Source organism: Cryobacterium sp. MP_M3, assembly GCF_015752155.1.
In the GTDB taxonomy this organism is placed as follows: domain Bacteria; phylum Actinomycetota; class Actinomycetes; order Actinomycetales; family Microbacteriaceae; genus Cryobacterium.
Map to the genome: position 1 here is coordinate 81,718 of NZ_JADOVI010000007.1, position 18,262 is coordinate 99,979.

The 18,262-nt window shown below is 68.6% G+C and carries 17 protein-coding genes; 10 read left to right on the forward strand and 7 right to left on the reverse strand.

Going from position 1 to position 18,262, the window contains the following annotated elements:
- Nucleotides 1-167: 167 nt before the first annotated feature.
- Complete coding sequence (locus IWX89_RS09975; RefSeq protein WP_196903414.1) at nucleotides 168-1,271, reverse strand: BMP family protein; 1,104 nt, start codon at nucleotides 1,269-1,271, stop codon at nucleotides 168-170.
- A gap of 223 nt (nucleotides 1,272-1,494) precedes the next feature.
- Nucleotides 1,495-2,616, reverse strand: a complete 1,122-nt coding sequence (locus IWX89_RS09980; RefSeq protein WP_196903415.1) for a mannose-1-phosphate guanylyltransferase — start codon at nucleotides 2,614-2,616, stop codon at nucleotides 1,495-1,497.
- A 78-nt stretch (nucleotides 2,617-2,694) separates the two neighbouring features.
- Here IWX89_RS09980 and IWX89_RS09985 point away from each other — a divergent pair, with 78 nt between their 5' ends.
- From IWX89_RS09985 to IWX89_RS10005, 5 genes are all read left to right on the forward strand, one after another.
- Nucleotides 2,695-3,849 (forward strand): glycosyltransferase family 1 protein, encoded by a 1,155-nt coding sequence (locus IWX89_RS09985; RefSeq protein WP_196903416.1) that lies wholly within the window; start codon nucleotides 2,695-2,697, stop codon nucleotides 3,847-3,849.
- A gap of 113 nt (nucleotides 3,850-3,962) precedes the next feature.
- Nucleotides 3,963-4,379, forward strand: a complete 417-nt coding sequence (gene sdhC / locus IWX89_RS09990; RefSeq protein WP_196903417.1) for a succinate dehydrogenase, cytochrome b556 subunit — start codon at nucleotides 3,963-3,965, stop codon at nucleotides 4,377-4,379.
- A gap of 12 nt (nucleotides 4,380-4,391) precedes the next feature.
- Complete coding sequence (locus IWX89_RS09995) at nucleotides 4,392-4,844, forward strand: succinate dehydrogenase hydrophobic membrane anchor subunit (RefSeq protein ID WP_196903418.1); 453 nt, start codon at nucleotides 4,392-4,394, stop codon at nucleotides 4,842-4,844.
- A gap of 18 nt (nucleotides 4,845-4,862) precedes the next feature.
- On the forward strand, nucleotides 4,863-6,677 hold the full coding sequence (gene sdhA / locus IWX89_RS10000; RefSeq protein WP_196903419.1) for a succinate dehydrogenase flavoprotein subunit: 1,815 nt from the start codon (nucleotides 4,863-4,865) through the stop codon (nucleotides 6,675-6,677).
- A complete protein-coding gene (locus IWX89_RS10005; protein ID WP_196903420.1) occupies nucleotides 6,678-7,436 on the forward strand; it encodes a succinate dehydrogenase iron-sulfur subunit in 759 nt (252 codons plus the stop codon). It begins immediately after the preceding gene.
- Between the two features lie 32 nt (nucleotides 7,437-7,468).
- On the opposite strand, the gene IWX89_RS10010 is transcribed toward IWX89_RS10005, so the two are convergent.
- On the reverse strand, nucleotides 7,469-7,879 hold the full coding sequence (locus IWX89_RS10010; protein WP_196903421.1) for a hypothetical protein: 411 nt from the start codon (nucleotides 7,877-7,879) through the stop codon (nucleotides 7,469-7,471).
- Between the two features lie 171 nt (nucleotides 7,880-8,050).
- On the opposite strand from IWX89_RS10010, the gene IWX89_RS10015 reads away from it, so the two are divergent.
- Genes IWX89_RS10015 through IWX89_RS10035 form a run of 5 tightly spaced genes read left to right on the forward strand, consistent with a single transcriptional unit; the run spans nucleotide 8,051 to nucleotide 12,425 of the window.
- Nucleotides 8,051-9,160: a YihY/virulence factor BrkB family protein gene (locus IWX89_RS10015; protein ID WP_196903422.1), complete on the forward strand. Its 1,110-nt coding sequence runs from the start codon at nucleotides 8,051-8,053 to the stop codon at nucleotides 9,158-9,160.
- 9 nt (nucleotides 9,161-9,169) lie between these two features.
- Complete coding sequence (locus tag IWX89_RS10020; RefSeq protein ID WP_196903423.1) at nucleotides 9,170-10,030, forward strand: exodeoxyribonuclease III; 861 nt, start codon at nucleotides 9,170-9,172, stop codon at nucleotides 10,028-10,030.
- Nucleotides 10,031-10,083: 53 nt separating this feature from the next.
- Nucleotides 10,084-11,088, forward strand: a complete 1,005-nt coding sequence (gene trpS, locus IWX89_RS10025) for a tryptophan--tRNA ligase (RefSeq protein ID WP_196903424.1) — start codon at nucleotides 10,084-10,086, stop codon at nucleotides 11,086-11,088.
- A 2-nt stretch (nucleotides 11,089-11,090) separates the two neighbouring features.
- Nucleotides 11,091-11,672 (forward strand): GNAT family N-acetyltransferase, encoded by a 582-nt coding sequence (locus IWX89_RS10030; protein ID WP_196903425.1) that lies wholly within the window; start codon nucleotides 11,091-11,093, stop codon nucleotides 11,670-11,672.
- Nucleotides 11,673-11,675: 3 nt separating this feature from the next.
- On the forward strand, nucleotides 11,676-12,425 hold the full coding sequence (locus IWX89_RS10035) for an HAD family hydrolase (protein ID WP_196903426.1): 750 nt from the start codon (nucleotides 11,676-11,678) through the stop codon (nucleotides 12,423-12,425).
- Between the two features lie 207 nt (nucleotides 12,426-12,632).
- On the opposite strand, the gene IWX89_RS10040 is transcribed toward IWX89_RS10035, so the two are convergent.
- The 4 genes from IWX89_RS10040 to IWX89_RS10055 all read right to left on the reverse strand — a co-directional run bounded on the left by IWX89_RS10040 (nucleotide 12,633) and on the right by IWX89_RS10055 (nucleotide 18,164).
- Nucleotides 12,633-13,520 carry an endonuclease domain-containing protein gene (locus IWX89_RS10040; protein ID WP_196903427.1) on the reverse strand — a complete coding sequence of 296 codons (888 nt, stop codon included), beginning with the start codon at nucleotides 13,518-13,520 and terminating at the stop codon, nucleotides 12,633-12,635.
- A gap of 302 nt (nucleotides 13,521-13,822) precedes the next feature.
- On the reverse strand, nucleotides 13,823-15,337 hold the full coding sequence (gene glpK / locus IWX89_RS10045) for a glycerol kinase GlpK (protein ID WP_196903428.1): 1,515 nt from the start codon (nucleotides 15,335-15,337) through the stop codon (nucleotides 13,823-13,825).
- A 100-nt stretch (nucleotides 15,338-15,437) separates the two neighbouring features.
- Entirely contained in the window at nucleotides 15,438-16,202 is a 765-nt protein-coding gene (locus IWX89_RS10050; RefSeq protein ID WP_196903429.1) for an MIP/aquaporin family protein, read from the reverse strand.
- 240 nt (nucleotides 16,203-16,442) lie between these two features.
- Nucleotides 16,443-18,164, reverse strand: coding sequence for a glycerol-3-phosphate dehydrogenase/oxidase (locus IWX89_RS10055; protein WP_196903430.1), 1,722 nt, complete (start codon nucleotides 18,162-18,164; stop codon nucleotides 16,443-16,445).
- Nucleotides 18,165-18,262: the final 98 nt, after the last annotated feature.

Below are 18,262 nucleotides of genomic sequence, written 5' to 3' on the forward strand. Positions count from 1 at the left end.
GTGGCACCTGCGCGAATGATGGCGTTTCCCGACCGATTTGCTCATATGTTGGTCCGATCTGCTCTTCTGAGTGGCTGATCGGTGATTTTAAACAATGCGGGGAGGCCAGCGTGTCGCTGGCCTCCCCGCATTGTGGTGCTGGTGGTGCTGGTGGTGCTGGTGGAGCGTTACTTCGGGGTGGAGGGAGACTCGACCTTGAGCTTGCCACTGATGATGTCGGCCTTGATGGCGTCGACCTCCTTCACGAGCGCGGGGTCGACCTTGGACTCCCAGTCGTGCAGCGGGGCGATGTCCACGCCCTTGTTCTCGAGCGTGCCCACGTACGGGTCGGCGGTGAAGTCGCCCTTCGAGTCGTCGACGACGATCTGCTTGGTGGCGGCGGCCATCTGCTTGAGCACCGAGGTGAGGTACAGGGCCTTGAACTCGGGCGTGGTCTCGAACAGGTCGCTGTCGACGCCGATGATGGCGACGTCCTTGCCGGAGTCCTGGATGGCCTGCGCGGTGCCCTGGAAGAGCGGTCCGGCGACCGGGAGGATGATGTCGGCACCCTGGTCGATCAGACCGGTGCTGAGCGCCTTGCCCTGGTTGATGTCATCGAAGCTGCCGGCGAAGAGACCGGTCTGCGCGGCCTTGTCCCAGCCGAGGACCTTGACGTCCTTGCCCTTCTGGTCGTTGTAGTACTTCACACCGTCGGCGAAGCCGTCCATGAAGATGGTGACGGACGGGAACTGCAGTCCGCCGTAGGTTCCGACGATTCCGGTCTTGCTGGTGCCCGCGGCGAGGTAGCCGGCGAGGAACGCGGCCTGGGCGGTGTCGTAGAGCACCGGCTTGACGTTGTCGAGCTTCAGCGGGCTGAAGTCGTCGTTGGAGAGGGCGGAGTCGATCAGGGCGAAGTGCGTGTCGGGGCTCGCCTTGGCCGCGTCGCGGGTCGCGTTGGCGAGGGCGAAGCCGACGGTCAGCACGAAGTTGCAGCCCTGGTCGACCATGCTGCTGGTGTTGCTGGCGTACTGGTCCTCGGACTTGGATTCGGCCTGCTTGAACTTGATCCCGAGCTCGTCGGCGGCCTGGGTCATCCCGTCGAAGCTGGACTGGTTGAACGACTTATCGTCAAAGCCGCCGAAGTCGGACACGATGCAGGGCAGGTAGTTCGACGCCGCAGCCGATCCGGAGGATCCGCCGCCGGTCGGTGCCGGCGCGCAAGCCGCGAGCAGGGCCACAACGCCGAGCGTGGCAAGACCGCTGAAAACGGCCTTGCGTTTCGTGATTGTCAAGATTGACCTCCTATGGTCGCCCGGCGTGGGTCCGCAGGGGCTGTGTTGGAGTACACGTTACCGAATGTTTCACTGCTCAGATGAGCAAACTCGGGCTGCAACCGAATGGTTACCAAGCCGCGACATTCGCGCCGTCGCGGCGGCGCGAATGGGTGTCGCATCGGGAGTATTGTCCGGCGCCCGCCGGCCGGCCACCCGCTCCGGCGTCTCCGCCGGGGACGGGTCAGAGGACGTCGGTGCTCCCGGAGAGCTTCAACGCGTCGACGACGGCCTTGACCTTCTGGGCGTTCGCGCTGGTCGTGACGAGCAGCGCGTCCGGTGTGTCGACCACGACGATGTCCTCCACGCCGATCAGGGCGATCATGCGCCCGGTGTGGCTGACCACGATTCCGCTGGACGAATCGGCGAGCACGCGTGCTCCCTCGCCGAGAATGGCCAGGTCGCGCTTGCGGCCGTTCGCGTGGATCTTCGCGATCGAGGCGAAGTCGCCCACGTCGTCCCAGTCGAACTGGCCGGGGATCACGGCGAGTTTGCCTCTGGCCGCGACGGGCTCGGCGACCGAGTAGTCGATCGCGATCTTCTTCAGCCGCGGCCAGACCCGGTCGACGACCGCGCCGCGGCGCGGGGTGTCCCAGACCTCAGCGAGCTCGAGCAGGCCGGCGAGCAACTCAGGCTCGGCGGCGCCGATCTCTTCGAGCAGGCGATCGGCCCGGGCGATGAACATGCCCGCATTCCACAGGTAGTGGCCGTTCTTGACGTAGCCGCGCGCGGTGGCCAGGTCGGGCTTCTCCACGAAGGAGTCGACCGAGAGGGCGCTGGCGGCGCCGATGATGTCGAGCGCACCGGAGGTCTTGATATAGCCGAAGCCGATGGCCGGTTCGGTGGGGCGGATGCCGATGGTGACGATGTAGCCGGCATCGGCGGCGGCGACGGCCTCGGCCACGGCCTGGCGGAACAGGATCGGTCCCTTGATCACATGGTCGGCGGCGAAGGAGCCGATGATCACCCCCGGCTCGCGCTTCTGGAGGATCGCGGCGGCCAGGCCGATCGCCGCGGTGGATTCCCGCGGCTCGCTTTCCAGCACCACGTTGTGGTCGGCCAGTTCGGGGAGCTGGGCCTCGACGGCGGCACGGTGGGCGCGGCCGGTCACGACCATGATCCGCTGGTCACCGGAGAGCGGCGCGAGCCGGTCCCAGGTGTCGCGCAACAGGGTCTGCCCTGACCCGGTCAGGTCGTGCAGGAACTTGGGGGCGTCGGCACGCGACAGCGGCCACAACCGTGAGCCGATCCCACCTGCCGGGATCACGCTATAGAAACGAGCGAGGGCATCCGAGGTAGCTGGCATCCGGCCAGACTACCGCCCGCACGTAGCCGTTCACCGTGCATTCACCGGCCGGACGCGGCGGCTGCCTACTCTCGCAGCATGAGGGTTGCGCTCATCACCGAAAGTTTCCTGCCCACCGTCAGCGGCGTCACCACCAGCGTCTGCAAGGTGCTCGAGCACCTGGCGCGCACCGGCCACGAGGCCATGCTGATCGCCCCGTCCGGCGCTCCGGCCGAGTATGCGGGTTTCCCCGTGCACAGTGTGCCGGCGCTGTCCTACCGCCAGTTCCCGGTGGGGATGCCCAGCCCGCAGGTGCACCGGCTGCTCGCGGACTTCGGCCCTGACGTGCTGCACGCCGCGTCACCGTTCCTGCTCGGCGCCCAGGGGATAGCTGCGGCGAACCGGCAGGGCATCCCCAGCGTCGCCGTGTTCCAGACGGACGTGGCCGGTTACGCCCGCCGGAACAAGCTCGGCCAGGCCGCCAACGCGGCCTGGCGTTTCGTGAAGTGGGTGCACGAGGGCGCCGACCTCACCCTGGTGCCGTCGACGGCGTCGATGCTGGACCTGCGCCGGGTGGGCGTGCGACGGCTGGCCCGCTGGACCCGCGGGGTCGACCTCGTCGGCTACCACCCGAACCACCGCGGCGACCCTGCGGTGGCCGCCCTGCGCCGCCAGCTGGCCCCGAACGGCGAGGTCGTCGTGGGCTACGTCGGCCGGATGGCGCCGGAGAAGCAGGTCGAGCGGTTCCGGGCGCTGCGGGGCGTGCCCGGCATCCGTCTCGCCCTCGTCGGCGACGGGCCGTCCGTGCCGCAGATCCGGCGGGAACTCGCCGGGATGCCGGTGACCTGGCTGGGGCGGCTCGCCGGACCGGAACTCGCCGCGGCGTATGCGAGTTTTGACATCTTCCTGCATGCCGGCACCGAGGAGACCTTCGGCCAGACCATCCAGGAGGCGCACGCGGCGGGCCTGCCCGTCGTGGCCCCGCACGCCGGCGGACCGATCGACCTGGTGGCGCACGGCGAGAACGGCCTCCTGTTCGCCGCGGACGATGAACGGGACCTGCGCCGCTGCGTTTCCCTGCTCGCAGCGGACGCCCCGCTGCGCCACCGGATGGGCGAGGCCGGACGCCGCGGCGTGCTCGGCCGGTCCTGGGAAAACGTGTGCGGCACCCTGCTGGACTACTACGAACAGGTCATCGACGAGCGCTCCGCGGTGCGGGCCATGGTGTCGGTTCCGCTGTCAATGCAGCGTTAGCCGCGCCCGGGGATAATATCTCGGCGCAGAGACACTTAGGATGGTCTCACGTGCGTTCTGCGCACCGTCGGCCTGACATCGTCGGGGCCGTAATCAGCCAGGGAGGGTTGGTCATGCCACAGCAATCGGCAGAGACACTTGCATCCCAGCAGAAGACGACATCACGTCGCCCCGCCGGCACCCTGTACCGGGGCCGCGAGGGCATGTGGTCATGGGTCCTGCACCGCATCACCGGTGTGGCGATCTTCTTCTTTCTGCTGGTCCACATTCTGGATACCGCGCTCGTGCGCGTCAGCCCGGAGGCCTACAACGGGGTGATCTCCAGCTACCAGACCCCGATCATGGGACTCGGTGAGACCGCGCTCGTCGCGGCGATCGTGTTCCACGCGTTCAACGGACTGCGGATCATCCTGATCGACTTCTGGAACGCGAAGTACCAGAAGGTCATGTTCTACGTCGTCATCGGCCTCTGGGTCGTCACGATGCTGGCCTTCGTTCCCCGCCACCTGATGAACGTCTTCAGCCACTAGGAGGGGGCAGACATGTCAACCACACTCGATGCTCCCCGCAGCCCTTACTCCCGTTCGCCGAAGAAGCGCGGCGTCAACTGGGAGAAGTGGGGCTGGATCTACATGCGCGCCTCCGGCGTCGTGCTGGTCGTGCTCATCTTCGGCCACCTCTTCGTCAACCTGATGATCGGCGAGGGCGTCGACGCCCTCAACTTCGCCTTCGTCGCCGGCAAGCTCGCCAACCCGTTCTGGCAGACCTGGGACGTGCTGATGCTCTGGCTCGCCCTGATCCACGGCGGCAACGGCATGCGCACCCTGGTCAACGACTACGCGACGACGCGGCTCACCCGCGGCATCCTCAAGTCGTCGATCCTCGCCGCCGTCGTCATCCTGATCGTGCTCGGCACGCTCGTCATCTACACCTTCGACGCCTGCCCGGCCGGATCCCCTGCCGACCTTCTCCCCTCGTTCTGCTCGGCCAACTAGGAGCTGCACACACACACCATGACGGATGCACCCACAACAGCACCCACGGAGTCCACCATCGTTGATGGCGTTCACTACCACCAGTTCGACATCGTGATCGTGGGGGCAGGTGGGGCCGGCATGCGTGCCGCCATCGAGGCCGGCCCCGGCGCCAGCACCGCCGTGATCTCCAAGCTCTACCCGACCCGCTCCCACACGGGCGCGGCACAGGGCGGAATGGCCGCGGCCCTCGCCAACGTCGAAGAAGACAACTGGGAATGGCACACCTTCGACACCGTCAAGGGCGGCGACTACCTCGTCGACCAGGACGCGGCCGAGATCCTCGCCAAGGAAGCCATCGACGCGGTCATCGACCTCGAGAACATGGGCCTGCCGTTCAACCGCACGCCTGAGGGCAAGATCGACCAGCGCCGGTTCGGCGGCCACACCAGCGACCACGGCAAGGCGCCCGTCCGCCGGGCCTGCTACGCCGCCGACCGCACCGGCCACATGATCCTGCAGACCCTGTACCAGAACTGCGTCAAGCGCGGCATCAACTTCTTCAACGAGTACTACGTGCTCGACCTGGTCATGACACCGGTCGACGGCGTCGACCAGCCGTCCGCCGTCGTCGCCCTCGACCTGTCGACCGGTGAACTCCACGTCTTCCAGGGCAAGGCGTTCATCTTCGCCACCGGCGGGTTCGGCAAGATCTACAAGACCACCTCGAACGCTCACACCCTCACCGGCGACGGCGTCGGCATCATCTGGCGCAAGGGCCTGCCGCTCGAGGACATGGAGTTCTTCCAGTTCCACCCGACCGGCCTCGCCGGGCTCGGCATCCTCCTCACCGAGGGTGCCCGCGGCGAGGGAGCGATCCTCCGCAACGCCGCCGGCGAACGATTCATGGAACGCTACGCCCCCACGATCAAGGACCTTGCCCCGCGCGACATCATCGCCCGTTGCATGGTCAAGGAGGTCGCGGAGGGCCGCGGCGCCGGACCGAACAAGGACTACCTGTACCTGGACTGCACCCACCTGGGTGCCGAGGTGCTGGAGACCAAGCTCCCCGACATCACCGAGTTCGCGCGCACCTACCTCGGCGTCGACCCGGTCACCGAACCGGTGCCGGTCATGCCGACCGCGCACTACGCGATGGGCGGCATCCCGACCAACGTCAACGCCGAGGTGCTGCGCAACAACACCACCGTCGTGCCCGGACTGTACGCGGCCGGCGAATGCGCCTGCGTGTCCGTGCACGGGTCGAACCGGCTCGGCACCAACTCGCTGCTGGACATCAACGTCTTCGGCAAGCGCGCCGGGAACAACGCCGTCGAGTACGTCAAGACGGCCGAATTCGTGCCGCTGCCCGCCGACCCGGCGAAGGCCGTGCGCGGGCTGCTCGAGGGCGTCCGCTCGTCGACCGGAACCGAACGCATCGCGGTGCTCCGCAAGGAACTGCAGGAGACCATGGACGCGAAGGCGCAGGTCTTCCGCACCGACGAGTCGCTCTCCGACGTCACCAACGTCATCCACGGCCTGCGCGAACGGTACAAGAACATCGGCGTGCAGGACAAGGGCCGCCGGTTCAACACCGACCTGCTCGAGGCCGTCGAACTCGGCTTCCTGCTCGACCTGGCCGAGGTGGTCGTCTACTCGGCCCGCAACCGCAAGGAGAGCCGCGGCGGCCACATGCGCGACGACTTCCCGCTTCGCGACGACGAGAACTACCTCGTGCACACCATGGCCTACCTCACCGGTGACCCGCTCTCGGCCGACGCGGCCGACCACATCGCGCTCGACTGGAAGCCCGTCACCATCACGCGCTACCAGCCGATGGAAAGGAAGTACTGAGTGAGTACCGCAACGGCAACCCCTCCCGCTGTGCCCGAAGAGATCCAGTCCTTCACCGTCACGCTCATCATCCGCCGGTTCAACCCGGAGGTCGACGACGAGCCGCACTGGGAAGACTTCGACGTGCAGATGTACCCGACCGACCGGGTGCTCGACGCGCTGCACAAGATCAAGTGGGAGCAGGACGGCAGCCTGAGCTTCCGCCGCTCCTGCGCACACGGCATCTGCGGCTCGGATGCGATGCGCATCAACGGCCGCAACCGCCTCGCCTGCAAGACCCTGATCAAGGACCTCGACATCACCAAGCCGGTCTACGTGGAGGCGATCAAGGGTCTGCCGCTCGAGAAGGACCTGATCGTCGACATGGAGCCGTTCTTCGAGTCCTTCAAGGCCGTGCAGCCGTTCCTGGTCTCCCAGCAGGCGCCGAAGGACGGCAAGGAGCGCATCCAGACCGTCGCGCAGCGTGAACGCTTCGACGACACCACCAAGTGCATCCTCTGCGCCGCGTGCACGTCGAGCTGCCCCGTCTTTTGGACCGACGGGCAGTACTTCGGGCCGGCCGCGATCGTCAACGCGCACCGTTTCATCTTCGACTCGCGCGACGACAACGCGGCGGTCCGCCTCGACATCCTCAACGACAAGGAGGGGGTGTGGCGCTGCCGCACCACCTTCAACTGCACCGAGGCCTGCCCGCGTGGAATCCAGGTCACCCAGGCCATTTCCGAGGTCAAGCAGGCCATGGTGCGCGGCCTCAAGTAGCACGCCGGACACCCAGCGGCCCCCGGCGACGGTCAGTCCATGTCGCCGTCGGGGTACCGCAACAGCACCAGCAGCGACGATGCGCCGAGGATCATCACCCCGAGACCGAGCGGCAGCAACGGACCGAGCCCGGTCTCGGCCGGGACGGCCGTGGTCTCGGTGTCGCCGTTTCCGGTGGCCGGGACGAGAACCGGCGAGGTAGCCGGTGGCGCCGACTCGGGTTTCAACGCCACCGGCTGGTCGGGGTCTCGCCCGGCCGTTTCGGCCCGGGTCGGAGACCGGCCGACCGTCGCTTGCTGCCCGACCGTCTCCGCCGAGGCCCACGCGATCGGCCCTCCGAACACCACGAACACCACGGCCGTGGCGGCCATGAATCCGGCCGCGAACCTGGGGCTCCGGCCGGTCGTTCCTGGTGCGGGAAAACCGTGCTGCGTGCGTCGCATTGGTCAAACCATCCACATTCGGGTGATGGACAGCCGGCTCGGGTTGGGTCAGCACTGGGATAGTGCCAGCCCCCTGGGCCGGGCCGCAAGACCTGAGGTGGTCTCAGCTTGCCATTGCACCCCGAACTGGGGGTGGGCCACGCTCCGCGGACCGCTGGCTAGGCTGGACCCGTGAAAGCCCGCCCCCCCGTGAAACGGGTAACCCTCCTGGCCCGGCGCGTGATGGCCTGGCGGCCGGTGCGGGCCGTCACCCACTTCGCCCAGACCGGCGGCGCCATCCTCGCCGGCGGCATGACCTATCAGGCTGTCTTCGCGATCTTCGCGGCCATCTGGCTGGGGTTCTCCATCGCCGGGCTCGTGCTGGGCTCGAACGAGCGACTGATGAGCGCCCTGATCGGCATCATCAACCAGTCCGTCCCCGGCCTCATCGGCGCGCACGGCGTGATCGACCCGAAACAGCTCGACAACGCCGGGGTGCTCACCTGGACTGGCGCCGTGGCCCTGGTCGGCCTGCTCTGGACCACTCTCGGCTGGCTGTCCACCACCACCCAGGCCGTGCGCACCATCTTCCGGATGCCCCGGGACGGCACCCTCTTCCTGCTGGTGAAGCTGCGGGAACTGGGTCTCGGCATCCTCTTCGGCGTCGCCCTGATCGTGTCGGCGCTGATCTCCCTGGCCAGCACGGAGGCGCTCGGCGCCATCCTGGGCATGCTGGGCATCTCCCGGGATTCCTTCTGGTTCAACGCCGGGGCGCGCACGATCGGGCTGCTCGTCGTGCTGATGATCGACACGGCCACCCTCGCGACCCTGTTCCGGGTTCTCTCGCGGGTGTACATCCCGCACCGGCAGCTGATCCTCGGGTCGGCCCTCGGCGGGGTCGCCCTCGGCGCCCTCAAGGTGCTCGGCGGAACCCTGCTCGGGCGCACGGGATCCAACCCTCTGCTGGCCACGTTCGCCGTGATCATCGGACTCCTGATCTGGTTCAACCTGATGAACACCGTGATCCTGCTCACCGCCTCCTGGATCTCGGTCGGCATGGAGGATGCCGGGATCGCGCCCGTACCGGTCGATGCGAAACGCGCGGCGATCGAGCAGGCCGAGCGGGAAAGGGAGGCCCGCCGGATTGCCGCCCTGGCGGAACTGCGGGATGCCCGCACCGCCCACGCCCACGCCGACTGGCGCCACCGGTGGGCGACGGCCCGCCGGCTGCGCACCGCGGAGCGGGCGGCGTCAGGGTACGAAACCACGGTGCCAGCGGGAGAAGCCGCTCGCCCAACCTAGACTTGGGCCATGCCGTCCACGCCTGTTTCCCCCTCGCCTGCCCAGCCGCTCCGGATCGCCAGCATCAACACGAACGGGGTGCGCGCCGCCTACCGCAAGGGGATGGGCGAGTGGCTCGCCGGCCGGGACGTCGACATCCTCGCCATCCAGGAGGTGCGCGCGTCGACCGAGGACCTCGAGAACCTGCTCGGCCCGGAGTGGAGCATTCTGCACGACCCCGCGACAGCGAAGGGCCGGGCCGGCGTCGCGCTGGCCAGCCGGTCCTCGGCGTCGATCCACCGGGTCGAGCTCGGCGCGACCGATTTCGACAGCGCCGGCCGCTGGCTGGAGGCCGACTATGAGGTCCACGGCAAGATCGTCACGGTCGTGAGCACCTACGTGCACTCCGGTGAGGCCGACACCCCCAAACAGGTCGAGAAGTACCGTTTCCTCGACGCGATGCTCGCCCGGCTGCCCGAGCTGGCCGCCCACAGCGAACGGGCCGTCGTGCTCGGCGACCTGAACGTGGGCCACCGCAAGCTCGACATCAAGAACTGGCGCGGCAACGTGAAGCGGGCCGGCTTCCTCCCCGACGAGCGTGCCTATTTCGACCGGATCCTCGGCGCGGAAGACGAACCCGGTTACAACGACGGGGCCGGCCTGGGCTGGGTCGACGTGGGTCGCAAGTGGGCCGGCGAGGTCGACGGGCCGTTCACCTGGTGGTCGTGGCGGGGGCAGGCCTTCGACAACGACACCGGCTGGCGCATCGACTACCAGCTGGCGACGCCGGCGCTGGCGGCATCCGTCACCAACTACGCCGTCGACCGGGCCGCCGCCTATGACCAGCGCTGGTCGGACCACACGCCCGTCGTCGTCGACTACCTCGTCTAACCCACCATTTTCTCCGGTTCCGCCCCCGGCGGCGCCACGACACGAAAGACCCCATGACCAAGCCCCGTCTCTACTCCGGTATGCAGCCCTCCGCGGATTCCCTGCAGATCGGCAATTACATCGGCGCACTGCTCAACTGGAAGGCGCTGCAGCAGACCCACGACGCGTTCTTCTCGATCGTCGACCTGCACGCGCTCACCGTGGCGCAGGACCCGGTGAAGCTGCGCGAGAACACCCGGCGCACTGCGGCTCAGTACATCGCGAGCGGGATCGACCCGTCGGCGTCGACGCTCTACGTGCAGTCGCACGTCGCCGCCCACGCCCAGCTGGCCTGGGTGCTCAACACCATCACCGGGTTCGGCGAGGCCAGCCGGATGACCCAGTTCAAGGACAAGTCCGCCAAGCAGGGTTCAGACGGCACCACCGTCGGACTCTTCGCGTACCCGATCCTGATGGCCGCGGACATCCTGCTCTACGACACGGTCGTCGTGCCGGTGGGCGAGGACCAGCGCCAGCACGTCGAGCTCACCCGCGACATCGCGGCGCGGTTCAACTCGCGGTTCGGGGACACCTTCGTGATTCCGGAGGCGGACATCGTGAAGGAGACCGCGAAGATCTTCGACCTGCACAACCCCACTTCCAAGATGTCGAAGTCGGCCGAATCGCACGCCGGGGTGATCTGGTTGCTCGACGAGCCGTCGCTCACGGCGAAGAAGATCATGCGAGCGGTGACGGATGCCGATGGCGGCGTCGTCTTCGACCGGGAGAACAAGCCGGGGGTGGCCAACCTTCTCACCATCTACTCCACCATGGCGGAGCGCTCGATCCAGTCCCTCGAGGATGAGTATGCCGGCCGCGGCTACGGGGACCTCAAGAAGGGACTCGCCGAGGTCGTCACGAGTACCTTCGGCCCGATCCGCGCGCGTGTGCTCGAGCTGCTCGGCGACCCGGCCGAACTCGACCGGCTGCTGGCCCACAACGCCGACCGCGCGGCGGGCGTCGCCGACGCCACCCTGGCGCGCGCGTTCGACCGCGTCGGACTCCTCCCCCGCGCCTGACCATGAAGCCCGTCGATCTGTCGTCGCCGCTGGTGCGGTTGGACCAGCCCACCGCCGGCGATGCCGAGGTGGTGTTCGAGTACTGCCAGGACCCTCTGTTCGAGCGGTACCTGACCGTGCCGTGGCCGTATCGCCGCTCGGATGCGGATTCATTCATTTCGGAGTATGTTCCGGCGGCCTGGGCGGCGGATCGGGAATACACCTGGGCGGTTCGCACACCGGGCTCCCCCGCCCTGGTCGGCGTGATCGGGCTGCGCGTTCCCACGGCCTCGATCGGCTACTGGCTCGGGGCCCCGCACCGCGGCCACGGCTACATTCCGGAGGCGCAGCGGCTCGTCGCCGATTGGGCGTTCTCCGCCGGGATCGTCGACGCCATCAACTGGCAATGCCTGCCGGGGAATATCGCGTCGGCGCGCACCGCCCGGAAGACGGGCTTCAGCTTCCTCGGCGAGTCGCCCGCGGATCACCCGCACCGCGACGGGTCTTTCCCCCTGGCCTGGACAGGGCGGCTCCGCTCCACGGACGACCGCGAGCCGAAGGCCGGCTGGCCCGCCGACGTGGTGACCGGCGTGGTGGCCGGCTGAACCATGCCCGCGCCCGTCCGCATCCCCTCGGTCGTGCTCTTCGACCTCGATGACACCCTGTTCGCTCATCGCGGCGCCGTCGCCGACGGCATTCTGCGTTATCTCGCCGCCCTGGGCGGCCCGTTCGACGGCGCCGACCAGGGCAGGGCGGTCGCGCTCTGGCAGGAGCTGGAAGAGCGGCACTACCACTCCTACCTTGCCGGGCGGCTGGACTTCCCGGGCCAGCGGCGGGAGCGTGCCCGTGACTTCGCCGCGGCGCACGGGGTTCCCCTGACGGACGAGGAAGCGGCGGACTGGTTCGGCGCCTACTTCGAGCACTACCGGGCGAGTTGGCGGTTGCACGACGACGCGCTGCCCTGCCTGGCGGCCCTCGAGGGTGTGTTTCCGGGCATCCGTTTCGGGCTGATCACCAACGGTGAGCGGTCGCACCAGCAGCCGAAACTGGACCGCACGGGCCTGGCCGACCGGGTCGAACGGGTGATCACCTCGGCCGCGTTCGGCATCGCCAAACCCGACCGGCGCATCTTCGAGCACGCCTGCGCCGTGTTCGGGGTCGTCCCGGCCGACGCGGTGTATGTGGGTGACCGCATCCGCACCGACGCCATCGGGGCGGCGGGCGCCGGCCTGACCGCGGTCTGGCTCGACCGGCGCGAAGCCGCGGTGGACCCGGCGGACGCCGCCGACGCCGCGCGTCTCGGGGTGCTCCGGATCACCGGCCTGGCCGACCTCCCGGCTCTCCTCGCCGCCCCCTGACCGCCCCCTGACCCCTCTGCCCGCCTCCTGCCCGCCTCGCCGCACCCCCTTCCCCCCTGAGAGATGTGCATAACTCCTGCAATGCGAGCGGGCCGGGCCGGGCCGCCCCGGATTCCCGGGGCGGCGCATCCGACCGCTTGGAATCTGCAGGAGTTATGCGCGACCCGCCTGCCTGGGGCTGTACCGGCACGGTGACGAGCGACGGGGTCAGGCCCGGGTGCCGCCCTGGCGGCAGACTCGCACGAGCGAAGTGACCGCGCTGATGACTCCGGCCGGATCGAACATGATGTCCTGGTACAGCACTCGCAGGGTCACATAGCCCAGCTGGGCCAGAACGCGGTCCCGGGTGCGGTCCCGGATGTGCTGTTCCCACGACTTGTGATGTGCGCGGCTGTCCGCCTCAACCACGACGCAGCCCTCGACCAGAAGATCCACCCGCCCCACCCCGTCGATGGGCACCTGGATGTCGCATCGGAATCCCGCCTCCAGGACCAGCCGCCGAAGAACGGTTTCCTGCCCGGCGTCCGCCCGAGCGTCGATCTGGTCGCGGAGTGCCCGGTACTTCGCCGGAACGTTTCCGAAAACGTCCTCGAGGTCGGAGGCGAAGATGCATCCCTCATGCAACGCCGTGTCAAGGGCGGCCAGGGCGAAGTGGCTCGGTTGGCACTGGATCAGCTGGGCGAGGGCATCCCGGGCGCCGACACAGAACTCTGTTCCGTCCCCCGGCTCGATCAATGGCCACCAGTGCACTGCGACGCCGTCACGCGGGACCGCATTGAGCCGGTCGTGCCGGCTCAATGCGCCGCGAAGACGCGACGCCGCCCGGGGAACATGGAGGTGCGTGAACCTCGTATCGAACGCGAAGATCCCCAGCTCCCTGGCCGCCGAGACGCAGGCCAGCCGACCGCCGACCCGGACGGCCTCGACGGTGTGGCGATCCGTTCCCGGCGCCGCATAGTGGTCTCTCCTCACCCGGAGCAGGCGGTCCGACCGCACCGCGAGGGTGATCTGGGATCCGGTGAGGCCGCTGTCGAGCAGGTCACGCCTGCTGACGATACGTCGGGCACCGAAGTCGAAATCGCGTGGCAGGCTCATGCCCCGAGGATCGGTGCAGAGCGGGAACGGCGGTGCCGAGGACATCGCTGTGGGGGATGCGCCCGCGTTTCCCGCCCTGTGGAGGACAGCATCCGATCGTGCATAACTCCTGCAATTTCGGTGGCGCGATCGCCGGAAGGGCGGAAACACGGGGCCGCCGAGGAGAGCTCGAACAAATAGCAGGAGTTACGCACGTAGTCGGCGGGGCGGTGGGGACGGCGGGGGCGAGACGACGGAAACCCGGCGGCCTGGGGTGGGCGCCGGGTTTCCGGTGGGGTGGGTCGGGTGGGTGGGGCGGGTGGCTAGACGACGTCCTCGTCTACCCAGTCGAGGGACTTGGTGACGGCCTTCTTCCAGTTGCGCAGCAAGCGGTCGCGCTCGGCGACGTCCATCTGCGGCTCCCAGCGGGCATCTTCCTGCCAGTTGGCGCGAAGCTCGTCGAGACTGCTCCAGAAGCCGACCGCGAGGCCGGCCGCGTAGGCCGCGCCGAGCGCGGTGGTCTCCGCGACGACGGGGCGCACGACGGAGACGCCGAGGATGTCGGCCTGGAACTGCATCAGCAGGTCGTTGGCCGAGGCTCCGCCGTCGACCTTGAGCTCGGTCAGCGGCACCCCGGAGTCCGCGTTGACCGCGTCCAGCACCTCGCGGGACTGATAGGCGATCGCCTCGAGCGCGGCGCGGGCGATGTGTCCCTTGTTCACGAACCGGGTCAGGCCGACCAGGGCGCCGCGGGCATCCGAACGCCAGTACGGCGCGAACAGGCCGGAGAACGCCGGAACGAAGTACGCGCCGCCGTTGTCCTCGACCGAGAGAGCGAGAGCCTCGACCTCAGCGGCCGAGCCGACGATGCCGAGGTTGTCGCGCAGCCACTGCACGAGCGCCCCGGTGACGGCGATCGAACCCTCGAGCGCATAGTGGGTTTCCGCTTCGCCGAGCTTGTAGCCGACGGTGGTCAGCAGGCCGTGGGTCGAGTGCACGATCTCGGTGCCGGTGTTGAAGATGAGGAAGTTACCGGTGCCGTAGGTGTTCTTCGCCTCGCCCTGGTCGAACGCGGCCTGGCCGAAGGTCGCCGCCTGCTGGTCGCCGAGGATGCCCGCGATCGGCGTCTCGCGGAGCAGGCTGTGGCCGCTGGCGATGCCGTAGACCTCGCTGGAGGAGCGGATCTCGGGCAGCATCGACCTGGGCACGTCGAACGCGGCGAGGATGTCGTCGTCCCACTGTAGGGTCTCCAGGTCCATGAACATGGTGCGGCTGGCGTTGGTGACGTCGGTGGCGTGCACGCCGCCTTCGAGCCCGCCGGTCAGGTTCCAGAGCACCCAGGAGTCGGTCGTGCCGAACATCAGCTGGCCGGCGTCGGCCTTGGCCCGGGCGCCCTCGACGTTCTCGAGGATCCAGACGATCTTGGTGCCGGAGAAGTAGGTCGCCAGCGGCAGGCCCACCTGGGCCTTGAACCGTTCGACGCCGCCGTCGGCGGCGAGCCGGTCGACGATCGGCTGGGTGCGGGTGTCCTGCCAGACGATGGCGTTGTAGACGGGCAGTCCGGTGGTGCGGTCCCAGACCACGGCGGTCTCGCGCTGGTTGGTGATGCCGACGGCGTCGATGTCGTGGCGGGTGAGGTTGGCCTTGGACAGGGCCTGGCCGATGACCTCACGGGTGTTGTTCCAGATCTCCATCGGGTCGTGCTCGACCCAACCGGCACGCGGGAAGATCTGCTCGTGCTCGAGCTGGCCGGTCGAGACGATCGACCCGGCCTTGTCGAAGATGATCGCGCGGGAACTCGTCGTTCCCTGGTCGATGGCAATGATGTACTGGGCCATTGATAACTCCTTTGTTGATCGTGCGGTTCAGGTTAGGCGTGCGAGATGAGTGCCGAGTGTGCACGGCATCCGTCGACGGATGCCGCGGCGACGGTCCCGGCTAGGTCAGGATCGGCAGGAGGACCGCGGAGGCCCAGCCGGCGAGCAGCCCGCCGATGATCGGGCCCGCCACGGGCACCCAGGAGTAGGCCCAGTCGGAAGAGCCCTTGCCCTTGATCGGCAGCAGGAAGTGCGCGATCCGCGGGCCGAGGTCACGGGCCGGGTTGATCGCGTACCCCGTCGGCCCGCCGAGCGAGGTGCCGATCACGATGACCAGCAGCGCCACCGGCAGGGCGCCGAGGGCGGCGAGGCCGCCGCTCTCACCCTGGCGCCCACCGCCGAACGCGATCACCACGAACACCAGCACGAAGGTGCCGATGATCTCGGTGACGAGGTTCCAGCCATAGGAACGGATGGCCGGGCCGGTCGAGAACACGCCCAGCTTGTTCGCCGCATCCGGCTCCTGGTCGAAGTGCTGCTTGTAGGCCAGCCAGACGAACACGGCGCCGATCAGGGCACCGAGCATCTGCGCCCCGATGTAGGCCAGGACGGAGACGGCGTTCACCGGGACGCCCGAGCCGAACTCGGTCGCGCCGGAGGCCACCAGGCCGAGCGTGACGGCGGGGTTGAGGTGGGCGCCGGAGTTGTAGGCCACGATGACACCGGAGAAGACGGCGAGCCCCCAGCCGATGGTGACCATCAGGAAGCCGCCGCCGGCGCCCTTGTTCTTGGCGAGGGCCACGTTGGCGACCACGCCGCAGCCGAGCAGGACCAGCAGGGCTGTGCCCACCAGTTCCGAAAGAAAAACGATACCGAGATTGTCCACTTTGACACCCTTGTTTGGTGGAACTGGAGGATCCGGAAGAAAACGGATCCTGAAAAACCTATCGAGTCGGCCCGGCCGACGGTGCGCCTTCGGCTGCACGTCCGTGCAGATCCCGGCGCGCTGCAGGCGCCGGCTGCCGGGCGCACGCAGGCCGCCGGGCGGCGGTGCGCACCGCCGATCAGCAGTGCGCACGCCGACCAGGAGTGCGCGCCAACCAGGAGTGCGCGCCGGGCCGGCCGGTCAGGCGACCTGGCCGGCCGTCTCCGGTGCGTTCGCCAGCCGCACCCCGTGCGTTTCGCGGAGCATGTCCACGGCGAGTGCGACCTCGATCTGGCGGGTCGCGGCATCCCAGCCCAGCACCGGCGCGACCACGGCCGCCAGCTCGTCGAGCAGCGGCAGGCTGAGCTCGCCGCGGAAGGCCAGGCTGGTGCGGCGCAGCACCAGGTCGAGCAGGTGCATGACGGATTCCGTCGCGGCCAGGTACTCGATCTCCCGCCGGGTGTAGCCGGCATGGTTATCCAGCGGGGCGTCCGCTTCCTCGGTGAGCCAGTCGATCACGTCGGCGGCGCGGGTGCCGTACCGGCCGAGCAGGGCTGCGGCGCGGGAGGCGCCCACCTCGTCGCCGTGCGCCGTGACCCAGACCTGGTGCGCGGCGTCCGTGACGGGGAAGTCACGCCCGCCGCCGATGGCGAGGCCCGTCGTCGACACCACCCGGGCCACGCCGAGCAGGGCGAGGATGTCCCCGCTGAGGTGCTCGGCGAGGGCGCGGAACGTGGTCCACTTGCCGCCGACCAGGCTCAGCAGCGTGCCGGGGCGGGCGCCGAGCGGCCGGGATTCGATCCGGTAGTCGCGGGAGACGAAGCCGGGCTGTTCGTCGTCGTGCCGGGGCAGCGGGCGCACCCCCGCGAAGCGGAAGACGATCTGCGACCGGTCGACGGCGACATCTGGGAAAACGTGCGTGACCAGCTCGAAGAAGTAGTCGACCTCGTCTTCGGTGCAGCGGGCCGGCTGGGTCATGTCGTGTTCGAGGTCGGTCGTGCCGACCAGCACCCGGCCGGCGAGCGGGTAGATCAGCACGATGCGGCCGTCCTTGTGCTCGAAGAAGATCTCGCGCCCGCCGGTCGCAGCCAGCAGTTCGGGGTTGTCGAGCACGATGTGCGAGCCCTTGGTGCCGCCCATGTAAGCGCTGGCCTGGCCGAGGGCCTCGTTGGTGAGGTCCGTCCACGGTCCGGAGGTGTTGACGACGACGTCGGCCTGGAAGCTGAACTCCTCCCCGGTGACCGTGTTGCGCAGGCGCACGCCGTCGGCATCCATCGCCACCGCCTCGAGGTAGTTGGCGCTGCGGGCGTGCGGGCCGGCGGCGAGGCCGTCGCCGAGCACGTCGAGGGCGAGGCGCTCCGGGTCGTGCATCGAGGCGTCGTAGTAGGTGGCCGTGTACTTGAGCGACGGGTTCAGCCGGGGAAGCTGGCGCAGCGACTCCTTCGCCCCGCGGAACTCATGCCGGGGGACGTTGCCGCCGTCACGCGAGAAGGAGTCGTACAGGGTGAGCCCGACCTTGATCAGCAGGGCGCCGCGCTCCTGCGCCGCTCCCTGCCGATGGGAGAGGAAACGCAGCGGTGCGCTCAGCACCCCGGAGAACGTGGAGAAGATGGGCACGGTGGTCTTCAGCGGCTTCACATAGTGCGGGGCCGTCTTCAGCAGCGCGTTGCGCTCTTCGACCGACTCCTTGACCAGGCGGAACTCGCCGTTCTCGAGGTATCGCACCCCGCCGTGGATCATGTGCGAGGAGGCGGCCGACGCCCCGGACACGTAGTCGCCCTTGTCGACGATGACCACGTCGACGCCCTGCAGGGCCAGGTCGCGGAAGGTGGCGATGCCGTTGATGCCGGCCCCGATGATGAGGACCTGCGCGCGGGGATCGGCCTGGACGGCCTTCTGGGCCTGGATCGCTGTATTCTGCACTGTTCGCTCACTTCTGTGTGGGTTCGCAGCCGTGAAGCACTCACAGCCGGCTCAACGTCGATTTGCACTCCGGGCAAACCTCGTGGGTCAATACAGCT